Origin of the sequence: Pantoea sp. GL120224-02 (genome assembly GCF_900215395.1) — a bacterium.
Lineage (GTDB): Bacteria > Pseudomonadota > Gammaproteobacteria > Enterobacterales > Enterobacteriaceae > Pantoea > Pantoea communis.
Map to the genome: position 1 here is coordinate 74,225 of NZ_OBEC01000005.1, position 25,314 is coordinate 99,538.

At 55.4% G+C, this 25,314-nt stretch carries 22 protein-coding genes and 1 pseudogene; 9 read left to right on the plus strand and 14 right to left on the minus strand.

Going from position 1 to position 25,314, the window contains the following annotated elements; genetic code table 11:
• Nucleotides 1-6: 6 nt before the first annotated feature.
• A complete protein-coding gene (gene ubiU, locus CRO33_RS11400) occupies nt 7-1,002 on the minus strand; it encodes a ubiquinone anaerobic biosynthesis protein UbiU (RefSeq protein ID WP_097118213.1) in 996 nt (331 codons plus the stop codon).
• Between the two features lie 203 nt (nt 1,003-1,205).
• Here ubiU and ubiT point away from each other — a divergent pair, with 203 nt between their 5' ends.
• Entirely contained in the window at nt 1,206-1,730 is a 525-nt protein-coding gene (gene ubiT / locus CRO33_RS11405) for a ubiquinone anaerobic biosynthesis accessory factor UbiT (protein ID WP_058959461.1), read from the plus strand.
• Nucleotides 1,724-2,230, plus strand: a complete 507-nt coding sequence (locus CRO33_RS11410) for a GNAT family N-acetyltransferase (protein WP_034826492.1) — start codon at nt 1,724-1,726, stop codon at nt 2,228-2,230. Before ubiT ends, CRO33_RS11410 begins: the two co-directional genes overlap by 7 nt.
• Here CRO33_RS11410 and CRO33_RS11415 read toward each other — a convergent pair.
• The gene (locus CRO33_RS11415) at nt 2,214-2,501 is read right to left on the minus strand and encodes a GIY-YIG nuclease family protein (RefSeq protein ID WP_034826490.1); all 288 of its coding nucleotides are present in this window, start codon (nt 2,499-2,501) and stop codon (nt 2,214-2,216) included. The genes CRO33_RS11410 and CRO33_RS11415 overlap by 17 nt on opposite strands.
• An 80-nt stretch (nt 2,502-2,581) precedes the next feature.
• Between CRO33_RS11415 and CRO33_RS11420 the strand changes: the two genes are divergently transcribed.
• Together CRO33_RS11420 and CRO33_RS11425 are read left to right on the plus strand one after the other, a co-directional pair.
• Nucleotides 2,582-3,022: a YhbP family protein gene (locus CRO33_RS11420; RefSeq protein ID WP_097118214.1), complete on the plus strand. Its 441-nt coding sequence runs from the start codon at nt 2,582-2,584 to the stop codon at nt 3,020-3,022.
• 127 nt (nt 3,023-3,149) lie between these two features.
• The gene (locus CRO33_RS11425) at nt 3,150-4,187 is read left to right on the plus strand and encodes a permease (RefSeq protein ID WP_097118215.1); all 1,038 of its coding nucleotides are present in this window, start codon (nt 3,150-3,152) and stop codon (nt 4,185-4,187) included.
• Here the strand turns inward: CRO33_RS11425 and nrdG are convergent.
• Together nrdG and nrdD are read right to left on the minus strand one after the other, a co-directional pair.
• Nucleotides 4,182-4,646, minus strand: a pseudogene (gene nrdG / locus CRO33_RS11430) (anaerobic ribonucleoside-triphosphate reductase-activating protein); the annotation flags it as partial. The gene CRO33_RS11425 and the pseudogene nrdG overlap by 6 nt on opposite strands.
• Nucleotides 4,643-6,781, minus strand: coding sequence for an anaerobic ribonucleoside-triphosphate reductase (nrdD, locus tag CRO33_RS11435; RefSeq protein WP_097118217.1), 2,139 nt, complete (start codon nt 6,779-6,781; stop codon nt 4,643-4,645). The pseudogene nrdG and the gene nrdD, both read right to left, overlap by 4 nt.
• Nucleotides 6,782-7,053: 272 nt before the next feature.
• Here nrdD and CRO33_RS11440 point away from each other — a divergent pair, with 272 nt between their 5' ends.
• Nucleotides 7,054-9,438 carry a beta-N-acetylhexosaminidase gene (locus CRO33_RS11440; RefSeq protein ID WP_097118218.1) on the plus strand — a complete coding sequence of 795 codons (2,385 nt, stop codon included), beginning with the start codon at nt 7,054-7,056 and terminating at the stop codon, nt 9,436-9,438.
• Nucleotides 9,439-9,618: 180 nt separating this feature from the next.
• On the opposite strand, the gene ridA is transcribed toward CRO33_RS11440, so the two are convergent.
• The 4 genes from ridA to argF form a co-directional block, all read right to left on the minus strand.
• Nucleotides 9,619-10,005 carry a 2-iminobutanoate/2-iminopropanoate deaminase gene (gene ridA, locus CRO33_RS11445; protein WP_084934256.1) on the minus strand — a complete coding sequence of 129 codons (387 nt, stop codon included), beginning with the start codon at nt 10,003-10,005 and terminating at the stop codon, nt 9,619-9,621.
• Nucleotides 10,006-10,083: 78 nt separating this feature from the next.
• On the minus strand, nt 10,084-10,548 hold the full coding sequence (gene pyrI / locus CRO33_RS11450) for an aspartate carbamoyltransferase regulatory subunit (RefSeq protein ID WP_034826475.1): 465 nt from the start codon (nt 10,546-10,548) through the stop codon (nt 10,084-10,086).
• Nucleotides 10,549-10,558: 10 nt separating this feature from the next.
• On the minus strand, nt 10,559-11,494 hold the full coding sequence (gene pyrB, locus CRO33_RS11455) for an aspartate carbamoyltransferase (RefSeq protein ID WP_034826472.1): 936 nt from the start codon (nt 11,492-11,494) through the stop codon (nt 10,559-10,561).
• 232 nt (nt 11,495-11,726) lie between these two features.
• The gene (gene argF, locus CRO33_RS11460; RefSeq protein WP_097118219.1) at nt 11,727-12,734 is read right to left on the minus strand and encodes an ornithine carbamoyltransferase; all 1,008 of its coding nucleotides are present in this window, start codon (nt 12,732-12,734) and stop codon (nt 11,727-11,729) included.
• A 163-nt stretch (nt 12,735-12,897) separates the two neighbouring features.
• On the opposite strand from argF, the gene rraB reads away from it, so the two are divergent.
• Nucleotides 12,898-13,320, plus strand: a complete 423-nt coding sequence (rraB, locus tag CRO33_RS11465) for a ribonuclease E inhibitor RraB (protein ID WP_034826466.1) — start codon at nt 12,898-12,900, stop codon at nt 13,318-13,320.
• 59 nt (nt 13,321-13,379) lie between these two features.
• On the plus strand, nt 13,380-14,141 hold the full coding sequence (miaE, locus tag CRO33_RS11470; protein ID WP_058959433.1) for a tRNA isopentenyl-2-thiomethyl-A-37 hydroxylase MiaE: 762 nt from the start codon (nt 13,380-13,382) through the stop codon (nt 14,139-14,141).
• 33 nt (nt 14,142-14,174) lie between these two features.
• Here miaE and CRO33_RS11475 read toward each other — a convergent pair whose 3' ends face one another.
• From CRO33_RS11475 to pepA, 4 genes are all read right to left on the minus strand, one after another.
• Complete coding sequence (locus tag CRO33_RS11475; protein WP_374754031.1) at nt 14,175-14,681, minus strand: GNAT family N-acetyltransferase; 507 nt, start codon at nt 14,679-14,681, stop codon at nt 14,175-14,177.
• Nucleotides 14,682-14,744: 63 nt separating this feature from the next.
• Nucleotides 14,745-17,600: a valine--tRNA ligase gene (locus CRO33_RS11480; protein WP_097118220.1), complete on the minus strand. Its 2,856-nt coding sequence runs from the start codon at nt 17,598-17,600 to the stop codon at nt 14,745-14,747.
• A 2-nt stretch (nt 17,601-17,602) separates the two neighbouring features.
• Nucleotides 17,603-18,064, minus strand: coding sequence for a DNA polymerase III subunit chi (locus CRO33_RS11485; RefSeq protein ID WP_097118221.1), 462 nt, complete (start codon nt 18,062-18,064; stop codon nt 17,603-17,605).
• 201 nt (nt 18,065-18,265) lie between these two features.
• Entirely contained in the window at nt 18,266-19,777 is a 1,512-nt protein-coding gene (pepA, locus tag CRO33_RS11490; RefSeq protein ID WP_034826455.1) for a leucyl aminopeptidase, read from the minus strand.
• A gap of 267 nt (nt 19,778-20,044) precedes the next feature.
• On the opposite strand from pepA, the gene lptF reads away from it, so the two are divergent.
• The gene (lptF, locus tag CRO33_RS11495) at nt 20,045-21,145 is read left to right on the plus strand and encodes an LPS export ABC transporter permease LptF (protein WP_097118222.1); all 1,101 of its coding nucleotides are present in this window, start codon (nt 20,045-20,047) and stop codon (nt 21,143-21,145) included.
• Nucleotides 21,145-22,221: an LPS export ABC transporter permease LptG gene (gene lptG / locus CRO33_RS11500; RefSeq protein WP_034826451.1), complete on the plus strand. Its 1,077-nt coding sequence runs from the start codon at nt 21,145-21,147 to the stop codon at nt 22,219-22,221. Before lptF ends, lptG begins: the two co-directional genes overlap by 1 nt.
• Nucleotides 22,222-22,290: 69 nt before the next feature.
• On the opposite strand, the gene CRO33_RS11505 is transcribed toward lptG, so the two are convergent.
• Nucleotides 22,291-23,568, minus strand: coding sequence for a DUF445 domain-containing protein (locus CRO33_RS11505; RefSeq protein ID WP_097118223.1), 1,278 nt, complete (start codon nt 23,566-23,568; stop codon nt 22,291-22,293).
• A 158-nt stretch (nt 23,569-23,726) separates the two neighbouring features.
• The gene (locus tag CRO33_RS11510; protein ID WP_097118224.1) at nt 23,727-25,229 is read right to left on the minus strand and encodes a helicase HerA-like C-terminal domain-containing protein; all 1,503 of its coding nucleotides are present in this window, start codon (nt 25,227-25,229) and stop codon (nt 23,727-23,729) included.
• Nucleotides 25,230-25,314 lie beyond the last annotated feature (85 nt).

The following is a 25,314-nucleotide window of genomic DNA, read 5'->3' on the forward strand; positions in this document are numbered from 1 at the left end:
ATCTCCTCACTGCCAGCTGCGGTGATAGGCACCGAGCGTGGTCTGGCTACCTTCAGAAAGTTCGCCCAACGCGCGCATCCAGGGTTCCTGCACCGCGAATTGCTCGGGCGAGGCCATGCAGCGATCAATCGCCTGGCGCCACACTTTTGCTACTTGCGCCACATAAGCCGGACTGCGCTGGCGGCCTTCAATTTTTACCGAAGCGATATTGGCGCGAAGCAACTCCGGCAACAGCGATAAGGTATTCAGGCTGGTGGGTTCTTCCAGCACGTGATAGCGCTGGTCATCCACTTCATAGCGCCCTTTACACAGCGTGGGATAACCGGCGCTCTCATCGGCGCTGTAACGATCAATCAGCACTTCATTCAGGCGTGATTCCATCCCCAGCGGCGTTTGCTGCCAGCGCACGAATTTTGCCGGCGAGCAGGCACCCGCACTGTTGGGTGATTCCCCCGTCAGCCAGGAGGAGAGATAGCAACGGCCTTCCGCCATAATGCACAGGCTGCCAAAGGCAAAGACTTCCAGCGGCACCGGTGTTTCACGCGCCAGCTGTTTAACCTGATGCATCGACAATACGCGCGGCAACACCACGCGGCTGAGATCGAAATGGCGATGGTAAAAGTGGATGGCCTGCAAATTTGTCGCCGAAGCTTGCACGGAAAGGTGGCGTTCCACCTGCGGATAACGCTGCGCGGCATACTCCAGCGTAGCGATATCGGCGAGAATCAAGGCATCTGCGCCGTTCTGCGCCGCCACATCAATGGCCGTTTGCCAGCGATTCATCCCATCAGGATGGGCAAAGGTATTGATGGCCACATGCAGCTTGCGGCGATGCTGGTGCAGGAAGCGCGCCGCTTCTGCCAGCTTCTTGTCAGTAAAATTAAGGCCAGCAAAGTGGCGGGCATTGGTGTCATCTTTCAAACCGACATACACTGCATCGGCGCCATGCTCCACCGCCGATTTCAGCGCAGGTAAATTCCCCGCTGGACACAGCAGTTCCATACATTTCCTCCCCCGAATTCCGAAGCGTTAAAGTGTAGGGAAGGCGACAGGCGTGAATGTTGATTTAAGGCAGTGAAAGCGTCAGTCAGCATGCAGAGTGAAGATTATTTAATCAATTCTTCCGCAATTTCCTTGATCTCAGTGGAGGCGAGGGCGTCTGGATGTGGCAATATAGGTAAAATTTTCTGAAGGGATTGTTGATGATGTTTTCGCGCTTACGCGGCCTGATGGTGAAAAAAGGCCCAGAATTCCTTGCCTTACCTATTTCATTCACCCCATTCCCTGTAAAAAAAGTGGTTTTGCAACAACTCTTAAACTGGCAATTTCGTCATGCTTTGTCTGAAGGTGAGTTAGACTTTCTGGAAGGGCGCTTTCTTGGGATTGAGATTGCAGATGTGAATCTGCGCTGGATCACCACCTTGCAGAATGGACGCCTGACCGTTTCACGCGACGCCGAGGCAGATGTCTGGTTCCGCGGTGAAGCCAACGACTTGTTGCTGGTGGCAGCACGCAAAGCAGACCCCGATATGTTGTTCTTCCAACGCCGTCTGGTGATTGAGGGCGACACGGAGCTGGGTTTGGAGGTGAAGAATTTGATGGATGCCATTGAACTGGAGGCCATGCCCACGTCTTTGCGCACGGGGTTGCAGCAGCTGGCTGCCTTTGTTGAGGCAGGAATGAAACAGGACGCGGAGGCCGCTGAGGCGCGCGCGGGGATCTCATGTTGATTCGTACTGAAATTGGTGTGGATGCGGCGGGCATCGACAGCTTATTGAAGCGTAGTTTTGCGACCTCCGCCGAGGCTGAACTGGTGCAGCAGCTGCGTGAAGATGGTTTATTAACGCTAGGTGTAGTGGCCACGGATGATGAAGGGCAGGTATTAGGTTATGCCGCCTTTAGCCCGGTGACCTTACAAGGTGAAGACCGCAATTGGGTGGCGCTGGCGCCACTGGCGGTGGATGAATCGGTGCGCAAGCAGGGCATTGCCAAACAGCTGGTGTATGAAGGGCTCGATTCCCTGAACGAGTTCAGCTACAGCGCCGTGGTGGTCTTGGGCGATCCCGAATTCTACAACCCGTTGGGCTTCGAACCGGCGGCACGTCACGGCTTGCACTGTCGCTGGCTGGGCAGTGAAGCGGCATTTCAGGTGTATAAATTAGCGGATGATGCATTTACGGGCGCAGAAGGATTAATCGCTTTCTCCGAACCTTTTAATCGTTTCGATTAAACCACGCATTCAGGCATGAAGGCTGCTGCGATACCAGCAGCAGCTTTTGCGTGCGACTGAGCTGCTTCACCTGATATTCCAGGCGCGAAGCGGCTGCGCGATCGCCGGCATCACAGTTAAACACCAGCGTCAGCGGACCCTTGCCACGCAATGCGCGCGCACCTTTCCCGGATTGATGCTGCTGCAGGCGGCGATGAACATCTGTGGTAATGCCTGTATAAAGCATCCCGGCGGCGGTTTGCAGCATATAGAGCTGCCAGCCCTGTTGCATATGACTTTTCCTGTTCAATGGCTGTTGGGCAGTGTAGCGCGCTTAGGCTAGCCTCGCTATCTGCCACATGGAGTTGCATTGTGTCTGACCATTCTCATCTTATTCGTTTTCTTAAAAAACAGCGTGCCCTGTCATTGTGCGCCAGTCATGGCGACGATCTGTGGTGTGCCAACTGCTTTTACGTGCTGGATGAAACACGAATGGCGTTTTGGTTGATGACCGAACCCGATACGCGACACGGCACCCTTATGCAAGCTAATCCGCGCGTGGCGGGGACGGTTAACGGCCAGCCGAAAACCGTGTTGCTAATCAAAGGCGTGCAGTACAGTGGCCGTATTCAGCAGCTTACTAGAGAGCGTGAAGTGCAGGCGCGCCATGCCTACCAGAAACGTTATCCGATTGCCCGCAAGGTTCAGGCACCCTTGTGGGAGATTATGTTGGATGAGCTGAAGATGACTGACAACGCGCTGGGCTTCGGCAAAAAAATCCTTTGGCAGCGCGATAAAACCGGCGAAAGTTAATTTTCCGCGCCCGATCAAACTTACGCTAACTTTGCGTAGCAGATTCCAATAACCTGAATAACACTATGGATTAACCGCCGCGCCTCCCGGTGCGGCATACGTTATTCTGTAGAATACGGAATCTGCTATGACCCAACTTGCATCTTCTGCACCAGCGGCGCGCTTCGCATGGTGGAAACCCTTGCTGTTCCTCGCCGTCGTCGTCATTGGCCTGTGGTACGTCAAATGGCAGCCCTATTACGGCAAAGCCTTCACAGCGGCTGAAACCCATTCAATCGGCATATCCATTTTGGCGAATGCCGCGGATTCACCGTGGCGCGCGGCGCTGGATTACGCGATGGTTTACTTCCTCGCCGTCTGGAAAGCCGCAGTGCTGGGTGTGATTTTGGGATCGCTGGTACAGGTGCTGATCCCACGCAACTGGCTGCTGCGCCTGATGGGCAACTCGCGGTTTGGATCGACGCTGATCGGCACCGGTTTAGGCTTGCCGGGGATGATGTGCACCTGTTGTGCCGCGCCGGTGGCGGCGGGTTTGCGTCAGTCGCAGGTATCCAGCGGGGCGGCGATGGCCTTTTGGCTGGCCAATCCGCTATTAAATCCCGCCACGCTAATCTTTATGGGATTTGTGCTGGGTTGGCACTTCGCGGCGATTCGGCTGGTGGCGGGCGTGATCATGGTGCCAGGCATTGCATCGCTGGTGCAGCGTAGCGTGCCAGAACAAACCATTGCCGCGCCCATGGTGATGGCTGCCGACAGCGAGCAGCCGTTTCTGACTCGCTGGCTGCGCGTGATGTGGCGGCTGTTCTGGAACACCATCCCGCTGTATATCGTTGCCGTGCTGTTATTGGGTGCTGCGCGAGTCTGGCTGTTCCCGCATGCCGATGGCGCAGTGGGCAACACGCTGTTTTGGGTGATGCTGATGGCGATAGCGGGCTGTTTGTTTGTCATTCCCACCGCTGCAGAAATTCCCATTGTACAGACCATGATGCTGGCGGGCATGGGGATCGCGCCTGCGCTGGCGCTGCTGGTAACCTTACCCGCCGTGAGTGTGCCATCGCTACTGATGCTGCACCGTGCCTTCCCGGCGCGCGCGCTGTGGATCGCGCTGATTGGCGTGGTGCTGAGCGGTATGATCCTCGGTACGATCGCCCTGTGGCTGACGTAAATACCAGATCTTCTGATTGCGGCTGCCGCGCCATAGCAGCCGCGCATCTTTCTCCGCTTCCACAAACCGCCCGTCGATCAGCACATCAATTTCATCCACCACTTCACGCTGTGCCGCGCTCAGTTCCGCCATCTCATAGCCGGTCCACAGCCAGATATCTTTGTCCGGGCATTCACGCCGCACGCGTTTCACCAGACGACGGATGTGCGGCACATTGTGCGGATGCAGGGGATCGCCGCCGCTGAGCGACAACCCCTGGCGCGGAATGCGCTGATCCTTGAGATCGGCAATCAGCTGCTCTTCCATCTCCAGCGTGAAGGGATCACCGGAATCGAGGCGCCAGGTACTTTGGTTGTAGCAGCCGCGACACTGATGCTCGCACCCGGCAACAAACAGCGTGCAGCGCGTGCCCGGCCCGTTGACGATATCGACGGCGTAATAGCGATGAATACGCATCATCCTAACTGTCCGGTATCCAGATGTTTAACGCGACGCTGTACTTCTTCCTGCTTGCCGGCATTAAAGGGGCGCGCATCGGGGCTGCCCAGATAGCCACAAACACGGCGCGTGACGGAAACCCGTGCCGGCTCGTGGTTACCACAGCACGGACAGGTAAAGCCTTTGCTGGTGCAACTGAATTCACCCGTAAAGCCGCATTCGTAGCACTCATCGATGGGCGTATTGGTGCCGTAATAGGGCACGCGGTGATAGCTGTAATCCCACACATCCTCCAGCGCCTTGAGGTTGTGTTGAATATTGGGGTATTCGCCGTAACAGATGAAGCCGCCATTGGCAATGGCCGGGTAGGGCGCTTCAAAGTCGATCTTGTCGTAGGGATTTACTTTCTTTTCGACGTCGAGATGGAAGCTGTTGGTGTAGTAGCCTTTGTCGGTGACGCCCGGCACCACACCAAATTCGGCGGCATCGAGACGACAGAAGCGATCGCAGAGATTCTCGCTTGGCGTGCTGTACAGGCTAAAACCGTAGCCGGTCTCGTCTTTCCACGCATCCACAGCAGCACGCAGTCGCTGCACAATCGCCACACCTTTTTCCCGCAGGTGCTGCGCATCATACGGATGGACTTCATTGCCGCTCAGCGCGTTCAGCGTTTCATGCAGGCCGATGTAGCCGAGCGAGATCGAAGCACGGCCGTTGCGGAAAATCGCGCCGACTTCGTCATCAGCGTTCAAACGTACGCCACACGCGCCCTCCATGTAGAGAATCGGCGCTACGCGTGCTTTGGTTTTCTCCAGCCGGGCGATGCGCGTCATCAATGCCCGTTTAGCCAGTTCAAGCCGTTCATCCAGCAGCAGCCAGAAATGAGCTTCATTGCCTTTGGCTTCCAGTGCAATGCGCGGCAGGTTCAGGCTTATGACCCCAATATTGTTTCGCCCTTCGTGAATCTGCTTACCGTTTTCCTCATACACGCCGAGGAAGCTGCGGCAGCCCATCGGGGTTTTGAACGAACCGGTGACTTCCACCACCTTGTCGTAATTGAGAATGTCGGGATACATGCGCTTGCTGGCACACTCCAGCGCCAGCTGTTTGATGTCGTAGTTAAAATCACCGGGACGACGATTCACCCCTTCGCGGATGGCAAACACCAGTTTCGGGAACACCGCAGTTTTATGGTTTTTCCCCAACCCTGCGATGCGATTACGCAGAATCGACTGCTGAATCAGGCGCGCGGCCCAATCGGTGCCGAGACCAAAGCCAAAGGTGACAAACGGCGTCTGCCCGTTGGCAGTGTGCAGCGTGTTGACCTCATATTCGAGAGACTGGAATGCGTCATAACACTCTTTCTCGGTGCGCACGCGCGCATAGGCTTCCGCATCCGGGATCTGCCACTGCTGTGCCACGGCGCGATGTTTCTCCAGACTAAGCGTCACAAACGGCGCCAGCACTTCATCAATGCGGTTGATGGTGGTACCACCGTAAATATGGCTGGCGACCTGCGCAATAATTTGTGCTGTCACCGCCGTCGCGGTGGCAATGGATTTTGGCGGCTCGATTTCGGCGTTGCCCATCTTGAAGCCATTGTTCAACATGCCCTGAAGATCGATCAACATGCAGTTAAACATCGGGAAAAATGGCGAATAGTCGAGGTCGTGGTAATGAATCTCGCCGCGCTCATGCGCCAGAACCACATCACGCGGCAGCAGCTGCTGCTGGGCATAATGTTTGGCAACGATGCCTGCCAGCAAATCGCGCTGGGTGGGGATCACTTTGCTGTCTTTGTTGGCGTTTTCGTTGAGCAGCGCGGCATTGGTTTGTTCAACCAGGCCGCGAATGGCGTGATGCAGTTTGCCACGCTGTTCACGGGCTAAATCACGGTCATGGCGATATTCGATATACGCGCGCGCTAGCTGCGGCCAGCGTCCGGCCATCAGCGTCTCTTCCACTGCGCACTGAATGTCACGGATATCGACCTCAATGCGATCGGACAATCGCTGGCTCACTTGCTCTGCGACTTGTGTGCACCAACTCGCATCATCAATCTGAGCAGCTTGCGCCGCCGCCTGAACCGCTAGCGCAATACGCTGCGCTTCAAACGGCACTTTACAGCCGTCTCGCTTAATCACCACCGCCGCCATTTTCTCTCCGTGAAACTATATGTAGATATTTGTGCAGAGTGTAATCGCAATATGTGGTGTTTTGGCTGAAATTAATTGCGTTGTTTTTGACCTGCCGCAAAGAAGACATAACGAAGATTGAAAGCCGCACAATGGTAAAGCGGACTAAACTTCAAAAGTTTTAAGCAGACCAAACTTCGAACTTTTACAACTTGATTTGCGATGCGAAGCAGGTTTAATGATTTTTTTTTTGCCTATTTTTGGCCCGTCATTTAATTACAAGGATGCCTTACATGCCTCTGCAACGAACGCTGCTCGCCTGTTGTTTATCCCTGACTTTTTCCGCTGTTGCCTCCCCCGCCTCTGATCTGCCTTTAATGCCCTGGCCGCAAAAAGTGGTGCAGCCTGCCAGCGGCGGCGCATTGACGCTGACACCGCAATTCACGCTGCATATTACGGGCGATCATCTGGAGGGGGCTGAAGCGCGCTGGCGTGCGCGCATTTCACGTCAAACCGGTTGGCCGCTGCTGCCCGCCAGTGCGCCGAGCGATCAGGCCACCATTCAGGTACAAATTGCCCAGGCAGTGGATCCCTTGCCACAACCGGACAGCGATGAGAGCTATCATCTTGAGGTCAACAGCGGCGGCGTGACGCTAAAAGCCAACACGCGTTTCGGTGCGATGCGCGGCATGGAGACACTGCTGCAGTTGATTCAGAATAATGAGACGGGAACGCAGATCCCCTACGTCATCATTGACGATAAACCACGCTTCCCGTGGCGCGGGGTGCTGATCGATTCGGCACGCCACTTCCTGCCGATTGAAACGGTGAAGCGGCAGATTGACGGTATCGCCGCAGCGCGAATGAACGTATTCCACTGGCATCTGACCGATGATCAGGGCTGGAGATTTGCCTCCAGCCACTATCCGCAGTTGCAGGAGAAGGCCAGCGACGGTCTTTACTACACGCAGCAACAGATGCGTGATGTGGTGCGTTATGCCACCCAGCGCGGCGTGCGCGTGGTGCCGGAAATTGATGTGCCGGGGCACGCCTCGGCGATCGCGGTGGCGATGCCAGAACTGCTCAGCGCGCCGGGCCCGTACCAGATGGAACGCGGCTGGGGCGTGTTTAAACCGCTGCTCGATCCCAGCAACGAAGCGGTCTTCACCTTCATCGATACGCTAATGGGCGAGGTTACGGCGATCTTCCCCGATCCTTATATCCATATCGGCGGCGATGAAGTGGATCCGACCCAATGGAACGACTCGCCGAAGATTCAGCAGTTTATGCGCGACCATGGCCTGAAGGACACGCACGCATTACAGGCGTGGTTCAATCAGCGAGTGGAGAAGATCCTGGAAGCGCATCAGCGCCGGATGATTGGCTGGGATGAGGTTTACCATCCGGACCTGCCGAACAGCATTTTGATCCAGTCCTGGCAGGGGCAGGATGCGTTAGGTGAGGTGGCGAAGCACGATTTCCGTGGCATTCTCTCAACCGGTTTCTATCTCGATCAACCGCAAACCGCAGCCTACCACTACCGCAACGAGCCCTGGCCGCAGGGACTCCAGGGTCAGGATCAGATTCAAGCCGACGAGCAAGCGCAGAGCTGGCAGTTCACCATGCCGCGTTTGAAGGGCAGCCCGGTCAAAGGCAGTTTCACTCTGGTGGAAGCTAAAAACGGCTGGCGTGGCTATATTGATTTCAGCGGCAAAGCGCGGCGTATGGTGAGTGATATTCGCTGGCTGTCGCCCACGCAGCTGACCTTTAGCGTGGATACCTGGATGGGGCCGTTTCAGCCAATGGTCACTCTGACGCAGGACAAACTGACCGGTTATATGCTGGTGGGCAATGTGCGCTATCCCGCTGAGGGCAGCAAGCTGGCACAGGTGCCGACCGGTATTCAGCCTTCAGTGCCAACGCCTGAGCAAATGCAAAACAACCTGATTGGCGGTGAAGCAGCGCTGTGGGCGGAAAACGTCAACAGCCGGGTAATTGATACGCGTTTATGGCCGCGTGCCTTTGTGGTGGCTGAGCGTCTGTGGTCGGCGAAGGATGTCACCGACAGCGACAACATGTACCAACGCTTAAACGCGGTGGATCGCTGGGGCACGGTGTCGGTGGGATTACAGCAGCATCAGCAGGCGGAGGTGCAGATGATGCGACTGGCCAACACCAGCGATATCACGCCGCTGCGCGTGCTGGCGGAGGTGCTGGAACCGGCGCAGTATTACACGCGTCAGCACCTGAAATTCCAGGCAGGGCACTATGACTATTTCGAGCCGCTCAATCGTCTGGCGGATGTACTGCCTGCCGAAAGCGAACCGGTGCGGTTACTGGATAAACAAGTCGATGCACTGATCGCCAACCGCGAGGATCGCATGGCGGCCAACGTTATTCGTCAGCAGTTACAGCGCTGGCAGAACAACAGTGACGCGGTGATGCCGCTGATTCTGAGCAGCTATCAGCTCAAGCCGCTGCAGCAGCAGGTTCAGCAGGTGGCGCAACTGAGCCGCATGGGCATCGATTTGGTCAATGCGATGCAGCGTAATCAGGCGTACGGTGCCAGCGAAGTGGCCGAGATGCATGCCAAACTGGATGCCGCTGCCGAGGTGCAGGATGAAACCGTGCTGGCGCTGGTCAGGCCGCTGGAGAAGCTGCTGAGGTCGTCTAAATAAACGGATGCGCGATCAATTACGCCGCTACGAGGGGATGGCACACCATGGAATTACGTCGCTACGGGGGTGAAGAGCACGCCATGCATTGATGTCGCTAAGGTGATGTTCTAACACACTCATCGCGCCGCCACAGTTGAGTACAAATTTGTAGCGGCGCAATTTATTGCGCATTGCCTTTACTTAACGACGTACGGCAATGGCCTCAATCTCGATCTTCACGTCTTTTGGCAGACGCGCCACTTCCACACAAGAACGTGCTGGGAAGCTGGCATCGTGCTCGGTGAAGAAGGCTTCGTAAGTGGCGTTAACGGTGGCGAAGTCATTGAGATCTTTCACGAACACGGTGGTTTTCACAATGTCGCCCACTTTCAGGCCAGCGGCTTCCACGATCGCCTTCACGTTCTCCAGTGACTGACGCGCCTGCGCAGACACATCATCTGCCACGGCACCGGTCGCCGGATCAACAGGGATCTGGCCTGAAGTGATGATCATGCTGCCGAGATCCACGCCCTGCACATAAGGGCCAATTGCTGCGGGTGCTTTTTCTGTGCTGATTTCGCGAGACATTGTTTCTCCTTAAAAGTGCGCAGCCGACCTTTGTCAGCCGCGTATTGGTTCGCCCCATTATAGGGACGATAAGCACGATTACCAGTGACCGAGCACTACGTGGCGCGCGAACTCTTTCTCGCAATATTTGCACTTCAGGTGCACATCATCGTCACGCTGTTTCACCGCGAAGCTGCTGAATACTGGCTCACTGCGGCTAATGCAGTTGCTGTTCGGGCAGGTCAGCACGCGTTCGACACGGTCCGGTAAGGTCGGAGCGATTTTCGCTACTACTTCGTATTCATCAATACGGTTAACCGTGGCGTGAGGCGCATACACCGCCAGCTGGTTAATCTGATCATCGGTCAGGAAGGTATTCTCGATCTTAATCAAATCCTTGCGCCCCATCTCACCTGAAGGCAGATTCAGTCCAATGGTGATGCGCTGGTCGGTCTCGGTCAGGCGAAACAGCGACAGTAATTTAAAACCGACCTGCGCAGGAATATGGTCGATTACCGTGCCACGCTTGATGGCTTCAACCTGCAATTTATTATCGTGAGTCATCGGTTTCTCCTTACAGGGCCAGTTCGCTATTCAGTACCAGTGCCAGCAGAGCCTGGCGGGCGAAGATGCCGTTGCCCGCCTGCTGGAAATACCAGGCGTGCGGCGTGCTATCGACGTCAGTGGTGATCTCATCAATACGCGGCAACGGATGCAGCACTTTCATGTTGTCGCGTGCGCCGGCTAAATCGGCCGCGCGCAGGATGAACTGTGCTTTGACGTTGGCGTACTCAGACGGATCGAGACGCTCTTTCTGCACACGGGTCATATACAGGATGTCGAGTTCCGGCATCACTTCTTCGATGGTGTCGTGGCGCGTCCAGACAATGTTCTGCTCATCCAGCATATCGGTGATGTAGGCCGGCATCGCCAGCGCATCCGGCGCGATAAAGTAGAAACGGTTGCCGGTGAATTTCGCCAGCGCCTGGGTCAGCGAGTGCACGGTGCGGCCATATTTCAGGTCACCGACCATCGCCACATTCAGGTTGTCGAGGCGGCTCTGGGTTTCACGGATGGTGAACAGATCCAGCAGGGTTTGCGTCGGGTGCTGGTTGGCACCGTCACCGGCATTGAGAATTGGAATGCCGCTGGAGAATTCAGTCGCCAGGCGCGCGGCGCCTTCCTGCGGATGACGCATCACAATCGCATCGACATAAGTGCTGATCACCGAAATGGTGTCGGCCAGCGTTTCGCCTTTCTTACCCAGCGAGGTATTGCTGCCGTCGGCAAAGCCCACCACTGAAGCACCCAAACGATGCATGGCGGTTTCAAACGACAGGCGGGTGCGCGTCGAGGCTTCAAAGAAGCAGCTGGCGATCACGTTGTGCTTCAGCAGTTCCGGCTGGGGATGAGCCTTCAACTGGGCAGCGGTGTGTAACACCAGCTCCAGCTCTTCGCGGTTGAGATCGTTAATGGAAATAATGTGCTTGCGATATAGCGGGTTGGCCATAGCGTTCTCCTCTGCGCTGCCGGATTGCGGACAAAAAAAAGCCCCTGCTTAAGGGGCTTTTTTTACGATCAATGGTTGACGGAAAGAAACAGCGGCATCGCCTGTGGTCAGGCGGGGTAGAGCGGCAAATTGTACGCTGCGCTGTTGCATGTTTCCTCCGGCAAATTGTGGCGCATTATACGCATTCACTGATTTGCATCAAGCAGAAATCGCCGCAAGGTAAACGTTTGCTTTATGGGTTACCCAGCGTGGCGACCATCACCGCTTTGATGGTATGCATGCGGTTTTCGGCCTGATCGAACACGATGCTGTGCGCCGATTCAAACACCTCGTTACTCACTTCCATGCCGTCTTTCAGACCATACTGTTCAGCCATCTGACGGCCCAGCGTGGTTTGATCATCATGGAAGGCGGGCAGGCAATGCAGGAATTTCACCTGTGGATTGCCGGTCAGCGCCAGCATCGCGCTGTTTACCTGATACGGACGCAGCAGGGCGATACGCTCTTCCCATACCGATTTCGCTTCACCCATCGACACCCACACATCAGTGTAGATGAAATCCGCACCTTGTACGCCCTCGGCAATCTCTTCGGTCAGGGTGATTTTGCCACCGGTTTTCTGTGCTGCAACGCGACACTGTTCAACCAACTGCTCTTCCGGCCAGCAACCCTTCGGTGCCACCAGGCGCAGGTCCAGCCCTACCAGAGCTGCCGCTTCCAACATGCTGTTGCCCATGTTGTTACGTGCGTCACCCACATATACCAACGTCATATCGCTCAATGGTTTACCTGGCAGATGTTCTTGCATGGTGAGCAAATCTGCCAGCAACTGCGTCGGGTGGAATTCCGTGGTCAATCCGTTCCACACCGGCACACCGGCAAATCCCGCCAGCGTTTCCACCAATTCCTGGCCGAAGCCACGATACTGAATGCCATCATACATGCGGCCTAATACGCGCGCGGTGTCTTTCATCGACTCTTTATGGCCGATTTGGCTGCCGCTTGGGCCGAGATAAGTCACGTTAGCGCCCTGATCATATGCGGCAACTTCGAAAGAGCATCGGGTACGGGTCGAGTCTTTTTCGAAGATGAGCGCGATATTCTTGCCTTTCAGGTACTGCGTTTCGGTAGCATTTTTCTTAGCGTGTTTTAATTCACCTGCCAGACTTAGCAGGTCGGCGATTTCAGCGGGGGTGAAATCCAGCAATCTCAGGAAGTGTCTCGAATACAGCTGACTCATACAGCGCTCCAGATGGGGACTAATAATGAATTAAAATTCAATCTAACCGTATGAATATGCATTTTCAACCCCGGCGTTAAGAAACTTTCCGTTTTGTGTAGTGGCGCGCGAGGCAGTGTGGGAAAATAATTGCATTCACGTCGAACATTTTGAGGACACGCACATGGCATATGAAGCATTGCTGGAAGAACAGCGCGAAGAAACCCGCCTGATCATTGAAGAGTTGCTGGAAGACGGCAGCGATCCGGATGCGCTTTACACTATCGAGCATCACCTCTCTTGCAACAACTTCGACTCACTGGAGAAAGTCGCGGTTGAGGCTTTCAAACTGGGCTTTGAGGTGAGCGAGCCAGAAGAGCTGGAGCTGGAAGAGGGTGGCACGGTGATGTGTGTGGATATCCTGAGCGAAGGCGCATTGAAGCCAGAGCTGATTGATGCACAAGTTGAGCAACTGGTGAATCTGGCCGGTAAGTTCAATGTCGATTACGACGGCTGGGGCACTTACTTCGAAGACCCGGACGCGGAAGATGAAGACGACGATGGTGATTTCATCGACGACGAAGAAGACGACGGTGTGCGTCACTAAGTCTTAAACGGGCGGCGCTCGCCGCCCAGAACCACTTCCCCGCCAGATAAAGAACGCCGATGAATTACGCTCCTCTGTTAGAACCCATTTATGACTTCCTGCACTGCCGCACGCCACAAGCGTGGATTGACGAAGCGCGCAAGCCGGAAAACCTGACGCTGTTGTTGACCGATCACATGGTGTGCGAGTTAAAAGCGGCACAAACCGCGGTGTTTATCATTCGTAAGTATGTAGCCGATAAACCCAGTGGCGATGCCATTCTGGCGTGGCTCAAGCCGTACGAAGATTTCATCTACCGCGAAGAGCCAGACAGCAACTTCATTAACGCACATAAAAATCTGACCAAGAGCATCATTGTGCGTAACGAACTGCCGTGGGCGGATGATTTGGTCGAGATGATGATTCTGCTGATCAAAGAAGAGCTGCATCATTTTTATCAGGTGTGGGAAATCATGCAGTCGCGGGGTTTGCCGTATCGCAAAATCACTGCCAGCCGCTATGCCAAAGGGCTGATTCGTGAAATCCGTACGTTTGAACCTGAAGCGCTGGTGGATAAGCTGATTTGCGGAGCCTATATCGAAGCGCGATCCTGCGAGCGTTTTGCCAGCCTGGCGCCGTATCTGGATGAACAGCTGCAGAAGTTCTATATTTCGCTGCTGCGTTCTGAAGCGCGCCACTATCAGGACTACCTGAAGCTGGCGGAACAAATTTCTGCGAAGGATATTGCACCGCGCGTACAGGCCTTTGGTGCAGCGGAAGCGCGCTTAATCAGCGAGCCGGATGGTGAGCTGCGTTTCCATAGCGGTGTGCCTGCTTACTAAGTTGGGTGCGCAAATCTGCGCACCGCTTTTACATCACAACATCTTCAGCATCCGCACTTCACAATCGCCGTGCCCGGTACAACCCATCGCGTTATCAATCAGCTCAAATCCCAGTGATTCATACAGCTTAATCGCGCGGGTTAGCGTGCCGGTGGTTTCCAGATAGCAGCGACGGAAACCCTGCTGACGCGCATACTCCATCGCCCGCAACGCCAGCGCACGCGCCAGCCCTAAACCGCGCACTTGGGGCAGGAAGTACATCTTCTGCAATTCGCAGATGTCCGGTGCGCTACACGCCAAAGGTGCCACGCCGCCGCCGCCCACAACACGTCCCTCATGCTCGACGATCCAGTAAGCGCTGTTCGCTTCGCTGTACAACTCGAACAGGCGATCCAGATTAGGATCGGACACGGTGTAGCCTTTGTCGGCGGTCAGGCCAAACTCTGCGGAGACATCTCGGATCACTTGCGCAATCAGCGGATTATCGGCCGCAACAATCGGGCGCACCTGTAAATTCAGTGGCGTAGCGGTGGTCATCATTTTCTTCCGGTGTAAAAAAGCCGGGCAGTGCCCGGCTATGATTTAGCAATTGGACTGATGCGCTTACAATGCCGCAATCACGCCCTGCTGTTCAATCAGTTTTGCTTTTGATTGTTCCAGCTCAACGATGCGCTCGCGCTCTTTCGCCACCACCGCTTCCGGTGCACGTGCAACAAAGCCTTCGTTCGCCAGTTTGACCTGGATCTTCTCAATCTCGACATCCAGCTTGGTCAGCTCTTTCGCCAGACGCTCCAGCTCGGCTTCTTTGTTGACCAGATCCGCCATTGGGATCAGCAACTCAGCGCCTTCGACGATCTTGGTGACCGAGACCGGACCTTTCTCGCCCGCAGGCAGAATGGTCAGGCTTTCCAGACGCGCAAGACGTGACAGGAAGCTACGGTTCTCATCGACACGACGCTGCGCGGTTGGCGAGCAGTCACGCAGCAGCACATCCAGCGGTTTACCCGGTGCGATGTTCATTTCAGCACGGATGTTACGCACTGCCACGATCGCCTGCTTGATCCACTCAATGTCCGCTTTGGCTTCCACATCTTCTTTCGCCGCATCAAACTGCGGGAACGGCTGCAGCATGATGGTGTCGTGATCGATATTCTTCAGACCTTTCACACGCTGCCAGATGGTTTCGGTGATGTAAGGAATGATTGGGTGCGCCAGGCGTAAGACCGCTTCCAGCACGGTAACCAGCGTATTACGCGTGCCGCGCAGTTCCGCTTCGCTGCCGTTGCTCATGACTGGCTTGGTCAGCTCCAGATACCAGTCACAGAACTGGTTCCAGGTGAAGTCGTACAGGATGTTGGCAGCGATATCAAAGCGATAGCTGTCCAGCGCTTCACGATAGGCTTTCACGGTGCTGTTGAATTCGGTCAGAATCCAGCGATCCGCCAGTGACAACTTCAGTTCGCCGCCGTTCTGCCCGCAATCATGCTCTTCGGTGTTCATCAGCACGAAACGGCTGGCGTTCCACAGCTTGTTACAGAAGTTGCGATAGCCTTCGAGACGCTTCATGTCCCAGTTGATGTCACGGCCAGTTGAGGCCAGTGCCGCCAGGGTAAAGCGCAGGGCATCGGTGCCGGAAGCCACAATGCCGTCCGGGAACTGCTTCTCGGTACGCTTGCGGATCTTCTCAGCCAGCTGCGGCTGCATCATGTTACCGGTGCGTTTTTCCAGCAGGTCTTCCAGCGAAATGCCGTCGATCATATCCAGTGGATCGATGACGTTGCCTTTCGACTTGGACATCTTCTGGCCTTCTTCATCACGAATCAAACCGGTCATATACACGGTTTTGAACGGCACCTGTGGCTTGCCGTCTTCATCTTTGATGAAGTGCATGGTCAGCATGATCATGCGCGCAATCCAGAAGAAAATGATGTCGAAGCCACTCACCAGCACGCTGGTTGGGTGGAAGGTACGCAGTGCTTCGGTATTCTCTGGCCAGCCAAGGGTCGAGAAGGTCCACAGACCTGATGAGAACCAGGTATCCAGCACGTCGTCGTCCTGGCGCAGTACCACAACGTCAGCCAGGTTATTTTCCTGACGCACTTCGGCTTCAGTACGGCCGACATAGACGTTGCCGTCGTTGTCATACCAGGCCGGGATGCGATGTCCCCACCACAGCTGACGCGAGATGCACCAATCCTGAATGTCACGCATCCATGAGAAGTACATGTTTTCATACTGTTTTGGCACAAACTGGATGTCGCCGTTTTCGACCGCTTCTACCGCAACTTTCGCCAGTGGAGCCGTGCGCACATACCATTGGTCGGTCAGCATTGGCTCGATCACCACGCCGCCACGGTCGCCGTAAGGCACGGTCAGATCGTGTGGTTTGATTTCATCCAGCAGGCCGAGTTCATCAACCGCAGCCACCATGGCTTTACGCGCCGCGAAACGCTCCATTTTCTGGAACTGCGCTGGGATCTCATCGGCACATTCGTCGCTGACTTCACCGTTGGTGTCGAACACTTCCGCACGCTCGCGGATATCGCCATCAAAGGTCAGGATGTTGATCATTGGCAGCTTGTGACGACGACCGACTTCATAGTCGTTGAAGTCATGCGCTGGGGTGATCTTCACGCAGCCGGTGCCTTTTTCCATGTCCGCATGGTCATCGCCAACGATCGGAATGCGACGGTTCACCAGCGGCAGGATCAGTTCTTTACCGATCAGATCTTTATAGCGCGGATCTTCCGGGTTCACCGCCACGCCGGTATCGCCCAGCAGGGTTTCCGGACGAGTGGTGGCGACCACCAGATAATCTTTGCCTTCTGCGGTTTTCACGCCATCCGCCAGCGGGTAGCGGATATGCCACATTGAGCCTTTGCTCTCGCGGTTTTCCACTTCCAGGTCGGAGATAGCGGTACGCAGTTTTGGATCCCAGTTCACCAGGCGTTTGCCACGGTAAATCAGATTCTCTTTATACAGGCGCACGAAGACTTCACGCACCGCATTCGACAGGCCTTCATCCATGGTGAAGCGTTCGCGCTCCCAATCCACGGAGTTGCCAAGACGACGCATCTGACGGGTAATAGTGCCGCCAGACTCTGCTTTCCACTGCCAGATTTTGTCGATGAAAGCATCACGGCCGTAATCCTGGCGAGTTTTGCCCTCTTCAGCGGCGATCTTGCGCTCAACCACCATCTGCGTCGCGATACCGGCATGGTCAGTACCTGCCTGCCACAGGGTGTTTTTACCCTGCATACGCTGGTAACGAATCATGGTATCCATGATGGTCTGCTGGAAAGCGTGACCCATATGCAAGCTGCCGGTGACGTTCGGCGGCGGGATCATGATGCAAAAGCTTTCCTGGCTGGTGTCGCCATTCGGTTTAAAGTAGCCCTGCTGTTCCCAGTGCTCGTAGAGCGGCTGCTCGATATCTTGCGGGTTATATGTCTTTTCCATTTCTACACTGTCGTTTGCGGCGGAGGTGGCGTCGCCGTATTCAATTGGAAACCAACGCTGCGATAGGCTTTATAGCGGTCGCGCGCCAGTTGTTTTAGGGATTCTTCGTAAGGTACGAAGTCTATCACTTCATGGAAACCAGTAGCAAAATCTGCGAACTGTGGCAGCAGGCTAATCAGCAGGTCACGCGGGGAACTGCCGCGACGCTGTGGCCAGGCTAATTCCACCGGGGCGCCGTATCGCGGGCCTTCACCGGCCAGATTGTGCGGCACAAAGGCGTTGGCGGGACGCTGCCAGAGCGCTTCATCCAGACGATTAGCTTGGTCTTCATTCTCGCAGGCAATCAGAATGCGTTTGCCGTCACGCCAGCGTGTTTCGGCCAGATCGCACACCAGTGCTTCGATGGCGCTCAGGCCGTCGCTGGCGCTTTCCGACTCCATCACATAGAAAGTGGCGTTTTTCATGGCAAGCTTATTTCCATTAATGACAGTGGGGCGCATTTTGCGCCCCATGAGTTCATACGTCTATACACTTCATACTTCGAGCTGCAGATGCGTTGGCTGCTCTCGTTCACCCGAATCACTTACTTGAGTAAGCTCATCGGGACTCTCTCGTTTGCCGCCTTCCTGCACCTCGAATTATTTGTGTGTATTTTTTGCTCGGCTTTAATCGTCGCCGTTCAATCCTGCGCGGTTCAACAGGAACTGCGACAGCAGCGGAACCGGGCGGCCGGTGGCGCCTTTGGCCTTGCCAGAACGCCATGCGGTACCTGCGATGTCCAGGTGCGCCCAGTTAAACTTACGCGCAAAACGCGCCAGGAAACAGGCTGCAGTGATGGCACCGCCGGGACGGCCGCCAATGTTTGCCATATCAGCAAAATTGGATTCCAGCTGCTCCTGATACTCATCTGCCATCGGCAGACGCCACGCGCGGTCACCTGCTTGTTCTGAGGCGCTGATCAGCTCGTGCGCCAGCGGATTATGGTTCGACATCAAACCGCTGACGTGATGGCCCAGTGCAATCACGCAGGCACCGGTCAGGGTCGCGACGTCAATCACCACTTCAGGCTCGAAGCGCTCCACGTAAGTCAGCGCGTCGCACAGCACCAGACGGCCTTCCGCATCGGTATTCAGCACTTCAACAGTCTGGCCTGACATGGTGGTCAGCACATCGCCTGGACGCATCGAACGACCATCCGGCATGTTCTCACAACCCACCAGTACGCCGACGACGTTCAGCGGCAGATTGAGTTCCGCCACCATACGCATCACGCCGTACACGGACGCCGCGCCGCACATGTCGTACTTCATTTCATCCATCGAATCGGCAGGTTTGATCGAGATACCACCGGAATCGAAGGTCAGGCCTTTACCCACCAGCACAATTGGACGCGCTTCAGGATCGGTGCTGCCTTTGTACTCAATTACCGACATCAGCGATTCGTTGTGTGAGCCCGCCCCGACCGCCAGATACGCGTTCATGCCCAGCTCTTTCATCTGCTGTTCGCCGATGACACGCGTGGTGACATTTTTGCTGTAAGCATCCGCCAACTGACGCGCCTGCGACGCCAAATACGCGGCGTTACAAATATTTGGCGGCATATTGCTGAGGTCTTTGGCGGCTCTGACGCCCGCTGCCACCGCCAAACCATGCTGAATCGCACGTTCACCGCTGGTGAGTTCACGACGGGTTGGCACGTTGAACACCAGCTTGCGCAGTGGACGGCGCGGTTCAACTTTATTGCTTTTCAGCTGATCGAAGTTGTAGAGCGCTTCTTTTGAGGTTTCAACCGCCTGGCGGACTTTCCAGTAGGTGTTGCGCCCTTTAACATGCAGTTCGGTCAGGAAGCACACCGCTTCCATCGAACCGGTGTCGTTCAACGTATTGATAGTCTTCTGAATCACCTGTTTGTACTGGCGCTCATCCAGCTCGCGCTCTTTACCGCAGCCGATCAACAGGATACGTTCAGACAGGATGTTAGGCACATGGTGCAGCAGCAATGTCTGACCGACTTTGCCTTCCAGTTCACCGCGACGCAGCAGGGCGCTGATGTAGCCGTCGCTGATTTTATCCAGCTGTTCAGCAATGGGTGACAAACGGCGCGGTTCGAAAACGCCTACAACAATGCAGGCGCTACGCTGTTTTTCCGGGCTACCGCTTTTTACACTGAACTCCATGCACTCTCCTGAATCTTAAAGACAACGGCCTTAGCTGTCGTTAGAATGTAGCGCGTTCGTAACCCATTATTTTTAGCGGCGCCATGACAATTTAACGCCGACGGTCATAATGAGATGTGGTGGCAATGTGTTGTTTTTTCACCACCCTAACGCGTTCGTCATACTATTTTAGCTACGATGACGGCCATTGATGAAGAAAAATGGCTGATAAGCGTTGAAACTAGCGATTTTCCTGCAAAAAGACAAGTTATCACAGGCGTACTAAGCGTGATCATCATTAGATATCTGGTTCGGGAAACGCTCAAAAGCCAGCTGGCTATCCTGTTCATCCTGCTACTGATCTTCTTTTGCCAGAAGTTAGTCAGGATTTTGGGTGCAGCGGTGGATGGCGAGATCCCAACAAATCTGGTTCTGACATTGTTAGGACTTGGCGTGCCTGAAATGGCACAACTTATCCTGCCCCTAAGCTTGTTTCTGGCGATTTTAATGACTCTTGGGCGGCTGTACACCGAAAGTGAGATCACGGTGATGCATGCCTGCGGCTTGGGGAAAAGCGTGCTGGTCAAGGCCGCGATGATCCTGATGCTGCTGACTTCAGCGGTCGCAGCGGTCAACGTCCTTTGGTTAGGGCCATGGTCATCGCGTTACCAGGATGAAGTCACACAAAATGCCAAAGCCAACCCTGGCGCAGCGGCGCTGGCAGCGGGCCAGTTTCAGACCTCCAGCGACGGTAATACCGTGCTGTTTGTCGAGAACGTCAAAGGCAACACGTTTGGTAACGTGTTCCTGGCGCAGCTGCGTCCAAAAGGTAATGCGCGCCCATCCGTGGTGCTGGCTGACAGCGGTCATATGGAGCAGCGCAAAGACGGCTCACAAGTGGTGACGCTGGATAAAGGCACGCGCTTCGAGGGCACTGCGATGCTGCGCGATTTCCGCATCACCGACTTCACCAACTACCAGGCGCTGGTGGGCTATAAAGAAGCCACGCTCGATCCGAATGATGCCGATCAGGCGAGCATTAGCACGCTGTACCAACACAAAACGCCGCAGTTCCAGGCCGAGTTCCACTGGCGTCTAACGCTGGTGTTTGCGGTGCTGGTGATGGCGTTGATGGTGGTGCCACTCAGCGTGGTCAACCCTCGTCAGGGGCGTGTGCTGTCAATGCTGCCTGCGATGCTGCTGTATCTGATCTTCTTCCTGCTGCAGAGTTCGTTACGTTCTAACGCAGCGAAAGGCAAGTTCGATCCCGCGATCTGGATGTGGGTCGTGAACCTGGCTTATCTGGCGCTGGCAGTGATGTTAAACCTGTGGGATACGGTACCGATGCGACGCATTCGTGGTCGCTTTAGCCGTGGAGGATCGCTCTGATGTTTAAGGTCCTTGACCGCTATATCGGTAAAACCATTTTCAACACCATCATGCTGACGTTGTTCATGCTGGTGTCGCTATCGGGCATCATCAAATTTGTCGATCAGCTACGTAAAACCGGGCAGGGCGCTTACACCGCGCTCGACGCCGGTTACTACACGCTGCTCAGCGTACCGAAAGATATTGAGATCTTCTTCCCGATGGCCGCACTCTTGGGTGCATTGTTGGGCTTAGGAACGCTAGCGCAGCGCAGCGAGCTGGTGGTGATGCAGGCATCGGGTTTTACCCGTATGCAGGTGGCGCTGGCGGTGATGAAAACCGCGATTCCGCTGGTGCTGTTGACCATGGCTATCGGCGAATTTGTGGCACCGCAGGGCGAGCAGATGGCGCGTAACTACCGTGCGCAGCAGCTGTACGGCGGCTCGCTGATGTCGACGCAGAATGGGCTGTGGGCGAAAGACGGCCATGACTTTATCTACATCGAACGCATCAAAGGCGACAATGAGATTGATGGCGTCAGCATTTACACCTTCACCGACCAGCGTCGTCTGCTCAGCGTGCGTTATGCCGCCAGTGCGACCTGGAACAAGGACAAAAAGTTGTGGCAGCTGTCGCAGGTAGATGAGTCCAACCTGAGTGATGCGAAACAGATTACCGGTTCGCAAAGTCTGGGCGGGGAGTGGAAAACCAACCTGACGCCTGACAAGCTTGGCGTGGTGGCGCTGGATCCGGATGCGCTGTCCATTAGCGGTCTGTACAACTACAGCAAATACCTTAAGCAGAGTGGCCAGGTGTCAGGGCGTTATCTGCTGAACATGTGGGGTAAAATCTTCCAGCCGCTTTCCGTGGCGGTGATGATGCTGATGGCGTTGTCGTTTATCTTTGGTCCGCTGCGTAGCGTGTCGATGGGCGTGCGTGTGGTCACGGGGATCAGCTTCGGCTTCCTGTTCTACGTGCTGGATCAGATCTTCGGTCCGCTGAGTCTGGTGTATGGCATCCCGCCGATTCTGGGGGCGCTATTGCCGAGCGCCGCGTTCTTTGCCATCAGCTTGTACCTGCTGATGAAGCGCAGTTGATGGTTCAGGGATAGCCTGCTGCTATCACCAAAACTCACAGAAGCCGCCATCACGATGGCGGCTTTTTTATTACTTCAGAGTATGAATCAGAGCCGGCAGCTGCGACAACAAGTACAATACCAACCCAATGGTGCCACCCACCAACGTCCCGTTAATGCGGATAAACTGCAGATCGCGGCCAATGTTCAACTCAATCTGTTGCGACATCTCCCGCGCATCCCAGCTCTTCACGGTATCGCTGATGTGGCGCGTCAGGAATTCGGCGAACTCTGGTGCAATGCTGCGGGCGGCATCTTCCAGGTGTTGATTCATCGAGATACGCAGCGCTTCATCTGCTGCCAGCGTTTCACCGAACCATAGCGCGGCAAGACGCACGCGCTCCTGCACGCGAGAATCTTCACTGTTAAGATCGGCCTTCAGCCAGCTACGCAGATCCTGCCATAGCTCGCCGATATAGCGATTCAGCGACTCATCCTCTTTCAGCCAGTTTTTGATCACCTCGGCACGTTCGGCCATTACGGGGTCGGTTTTTAGCTTCTCAATTAACCGCTGAACTGCGCGGTCAAATCCCAGACGCAGCTCGTGCCCCTGATTGATCGCCACTTCATCGAGAATCGAGTCCACTGCATTGGCCACCAGGTCAGCACTGTGCTCGCCCAGCCATTCGGTGGGTAGTATTTTGGCTTTAATCGGATGCTCACGCTTCAGCCAGCGCACAATCTGAATTGCGATGAACTCACGCGTGCCAGGCTTGTGCAGCAGACGCAGCAACTGTTGCACTGCCGCATCCAGCAGTTCCTGATGACGATTGTTTTTGGTCAGGCTATCCAGTAACAACGCGCTGGATTGGGTGAGATCGACCTTATCCAATGCACGATGCACGGCCCGGCGCAGGAAGCGCTGGATGCGTTCATCATCCGTAAGATCAAGGAAGCCGCGCATCACCTGCAACAGATGGCGACCAATGCGATCGGCGTTGCCCGGCGTGTTGAGCCAGTGCGCCAGCATCTGCGAGGGATCGTGGCGGCGAATCAGCGCCAGCAACGAATCGGAATCGAGAAATTTCTCCTGCACAAAGCGGCCAAGATTCTCCCCGATGCGATCCTTATTGCGCGGAATAATCGCCGTGTGCCGCGAGATGAACGGCACCGGCACGCGACGAAACAGCGCGACCACCGCAAACCAGTCGGCCAGCGCACCGACCATCGCCGCTTCAGCAATGGCCTTGAGACCAAGCACCCAAAAATTGGGTGGCAGAAACAGCGTCACGACAAAAGTCGCTGCGGCAACCAGCAGCAATGCGAGCGCCAGACGCTTGCTCCGTTTGAGTTGTTGATATTTATCCATATAACGATCTTAGCAGACCACACCTTAGGGCGGCGGTGCGAATCATTGCACCTATTCAATCAGCGTCATTAATGTCGCGGCGCGCAGGTGTCACTGCAGCGTTGCTAATGCCCGCGCCATACATAGCGCCGCGGAGGAAGATAAATATTTTCAGTGTGTTATCGACGACGGCCGCCCATCAAACTTCCCAGCACGCCACGAATGATTTGGTTGGTGACCTGGCGCGCCGCGCTTTTTGCCACGCTCTGCACCACGCCATCGCGCTTGCCGCCGCGCGGTCCGGTGGTGCCAAACAGAATGTCTTTCAACCCGCCGAGAATGCCATCATCAACTTCGACATTATTGCCTTTGGCTTCCGGCGCATCGGCCTGCTGCGGCGCGGCTTGCACCCCTTTTTGCAGGATCTCAAACGCGGATTCGCGATCCACTTCGGTGTCGTATTTTCCGTACAGCGGTGAGTTATTGATCAGGCCGTTGCGCTCATCCTGCGTTATTGGCCCCATGCGCGAGCCGGGCGCAATCACCATGGCGCGCTGCACCATCGACGGGCTGCCTTTTTCATCGAGGAACGAAATCAGCGCCTCGCCAGTACCCAGCGCCTGAATGGCCTCCACGGTATTGAATGCCGGATTGGCGCGCATGGTTTCAGCGGCGCTTTTCACCGCTTTTTGATCTTTCGGCGTGAAGGCGCGCAGGGCGTGTTGCACGCGATTGCCTAGCTGACCGAGCACGTTATCAGGGATATCCGACGGATTCTGCGTGACGAAATAGACGCCGATGCCTTTGGATCGAATCAGACGGATCACCTGCTCCACTTTCTCCAGCAGCACCGGCGGCGCATCGGTAAACAGCAGATGTGCCTCATCAAAGAAGAACACCATTTTCGGTTTATCGAGGTCGCCCGCTTCGGGCAACTGCTCGTACAGCTCCGCCAGCAGCCATAGCAAGCTGGTGGCATAGAGTTTCGGCATTTGATACAGCTTCTCGGCGGAAAGGATGTTGATGAAACCTTTGCCTTCGTTGTCACAACGCATCCAGTCACGGATATCCAGCATCGGCTCGCCGAAGAAGTGTTCAGCGCCTTGCTGTTCCAGCGCCAGCAAACCGCGCTGAATCGCCCCCACCGAGGCGCTGTTGATGTTGCCGTACTGCGTCTGGAAAGATTTAGCGTTATCGCCGATGTATTGCGTCATGGCGCGCAGATCTTTGAAATCCAGCAGCAACAGCCCTTGATCGTCTGCGATGCGGAAGATGATTTGCAGCACGCCCGATTGCACCTCATTAAGGTTGAGCAAGCGCGCCAGCAACAGCGGGCCAAGGTCGGAAACGGTGGCACGCACCGGATGGCCTTTCTCGGCAAAAATATCCCACACCATCACCGGATTTTTCTGTGCCTGCCAGTCGGTCACGCCAATCTTTTCCAACCGCGCCAGTAACTTTTCCGAGCCTTCACCGGCGGTCGCCACGCCAGTGAGATCGCCTTTGACGTCGGCCATAAACACCGGCACGCCGATATTGGAGAAGGACTCGGCGATTTTTTGCAGCGTCACGGTTTTACCGGTGCCGGTGGCACCAGTGATTAAGCCGTGGCGGTTCGCCATATTGGAAAGCAGGGATAACTGGATGTCAGGCGTTTGAGCAATCAGCAACGGGGTGGTCATATTTTTTCACTCGCAGGCAACAGGTTATGCCAGAAAGAATAGCAAGCGATGCGAGGGGAAGGATGAAGATTGTACTGAAAGTGTT

What these genes read in the sequence shown, in the direction of transcription:
- CRO33_RS11475 (WP_374754031.1), bottom strand. Translation starts at nt 14,681, where the DNA reads ATGATGACCACCGCTACGCCACTGAATTTACAGGTGCGCCCGATTGTT.
- ubiT (WP_058959461.1), top strand. Translation starts at nt 1,206, where the DNA reads ATGTTTTCGCGCTTACGCGGCCTGATGGTGAAAAAAGGCCCAGAATTC.
- CRO33_RS11440 (WP_097118218.1), top strand. Translation starts at nt 7,054, where the DNA reads ATGCCTCTGCAACGAACGCTGCTCGCCTGTTGTTTATCCCTGACTTTT.
- ubiU (WP_097118213.1), bottom strand. Translation starts at nt 1,002, where the DNA reads ATGGAACTGCTGTGTCCAGCGGGGAATTTACCTGCGCTGAAATCGGCG.
- CRO33_RS11415 (WP_034826490.1), bottom strand. Translation starts at nt 2,501, where the DNA reads ATGCAACAGGGCTGGCAGCTCTATATGCTGCAAACCGCCGCCGGGATG.
- lptG (WP_034826451.1), top strand. Translation starts at nt 21,145, where the DNA reads ATGTTTAAGGTCCTTGACCGCTATATCGGTAAAACCATTTTCAACACC.
- CRO33_RS11410 (WP_034826492.1), top strand. Translation starts at nt 1,724, where the DNA reads ATGTTGATTCGTACTGAAATTGGTGTGGATGCGGCGGGCATCGACAGC.
- rraB (WP_034826466.1), top strand. Translation starts at nt 12,898, where the DNA reads ATGGCATATGAAGCATTGCTGGAAGAACAGCGCGAAGAAACCCGCCTG.
- CRO33_RS11480 (WP_097118220.1), bottom strand. Translation starts at nt 17,600, where the DNA reads ATGGAAAAGACATATAACCCGCAAGATATCGAGCAGCCGCTCTACGAG.
- miaE (WP_058959433.1), top strand. Translation starts at nt 13,380, where the DNA reads ATGAATTACGCTCCTCTGTTAGAACCCATTTATGACTTCCTGCACTGC.
- pepA (WP_034826455.1), bottom strand. Translation starts at nt 19,777, where the DNA reads ATGGAGTTCAGTGTAAAAAGCGGTAGCCCGGAAAAACAGCGTAGCGCC.
- pyrI (WP_034826475.1), bottom strand. Translation starts at nt 10,548, where the DNA reads ATGACTCACGATAATAAATTGCAGGTTGAAGCCATCAAGCGTGGCACG.
- pyrB (WP_034826472.1), bottom strand. Translation starts at nt 11,494, where the DNA reads ATGGCCAACCCGCTATATCGCAAGCACATTATTTCCATTAACGATCTC.
- CRO33_RS11425 (WP_097118215.1), top strand. Translation starts at nt 3,150, where the DNA reads ATGACCCAACTTGCATCTTCTGCACCAGCGGCGCGCTTCGCATGGTGG.
- nrdD (WP_097118217.1), bottom strand. Translation starts at nt 6,781, where the DNA reads ATGGCGGCGGTGGTGATTAAGCGAGACGGCTGTAAAGTGCCGTTTGAA.
- CRO33_RS11510 (WP_097118224.1), bottom strand. Translation starts at nt 25,229, where the DNA reads ATGACCACCCCGTTGCTGATTGCTCAAACGCCTGACATCCAGTTATCC.
- CRO33_RS11505 (WP_097118223.1), bottom strand. Translation starts at nt 23,568, where the DNA reads ATGGATAAATATCAACAACTCAAACGGAGCAAGCGTCTGGCGCTCGCA.
- CRO33_RS11485 (WP_097118221.1), bottom strand. Translation starts at nt 18,064, where the DNA reads ATGAAAAACGCCACTTTCTATGTGATGGAGTCGGAAAGCGCCAGCGAC.
- argF (WP_097118219.1), bottom strand. Translation starts at nt 12,734, where the DNA reads ATGAGTCAGCTGTATTCGAGACACTTCCTGAGATTGCTGGATTTCACC.
- ridA (WP_084934256.1), bottom strand. Translation starts at nt 10,005, where the DNA reads ATGTCTCGCGAAATCAGCACAGAAAAAGCACCCGCAGCAATTGGCCCT.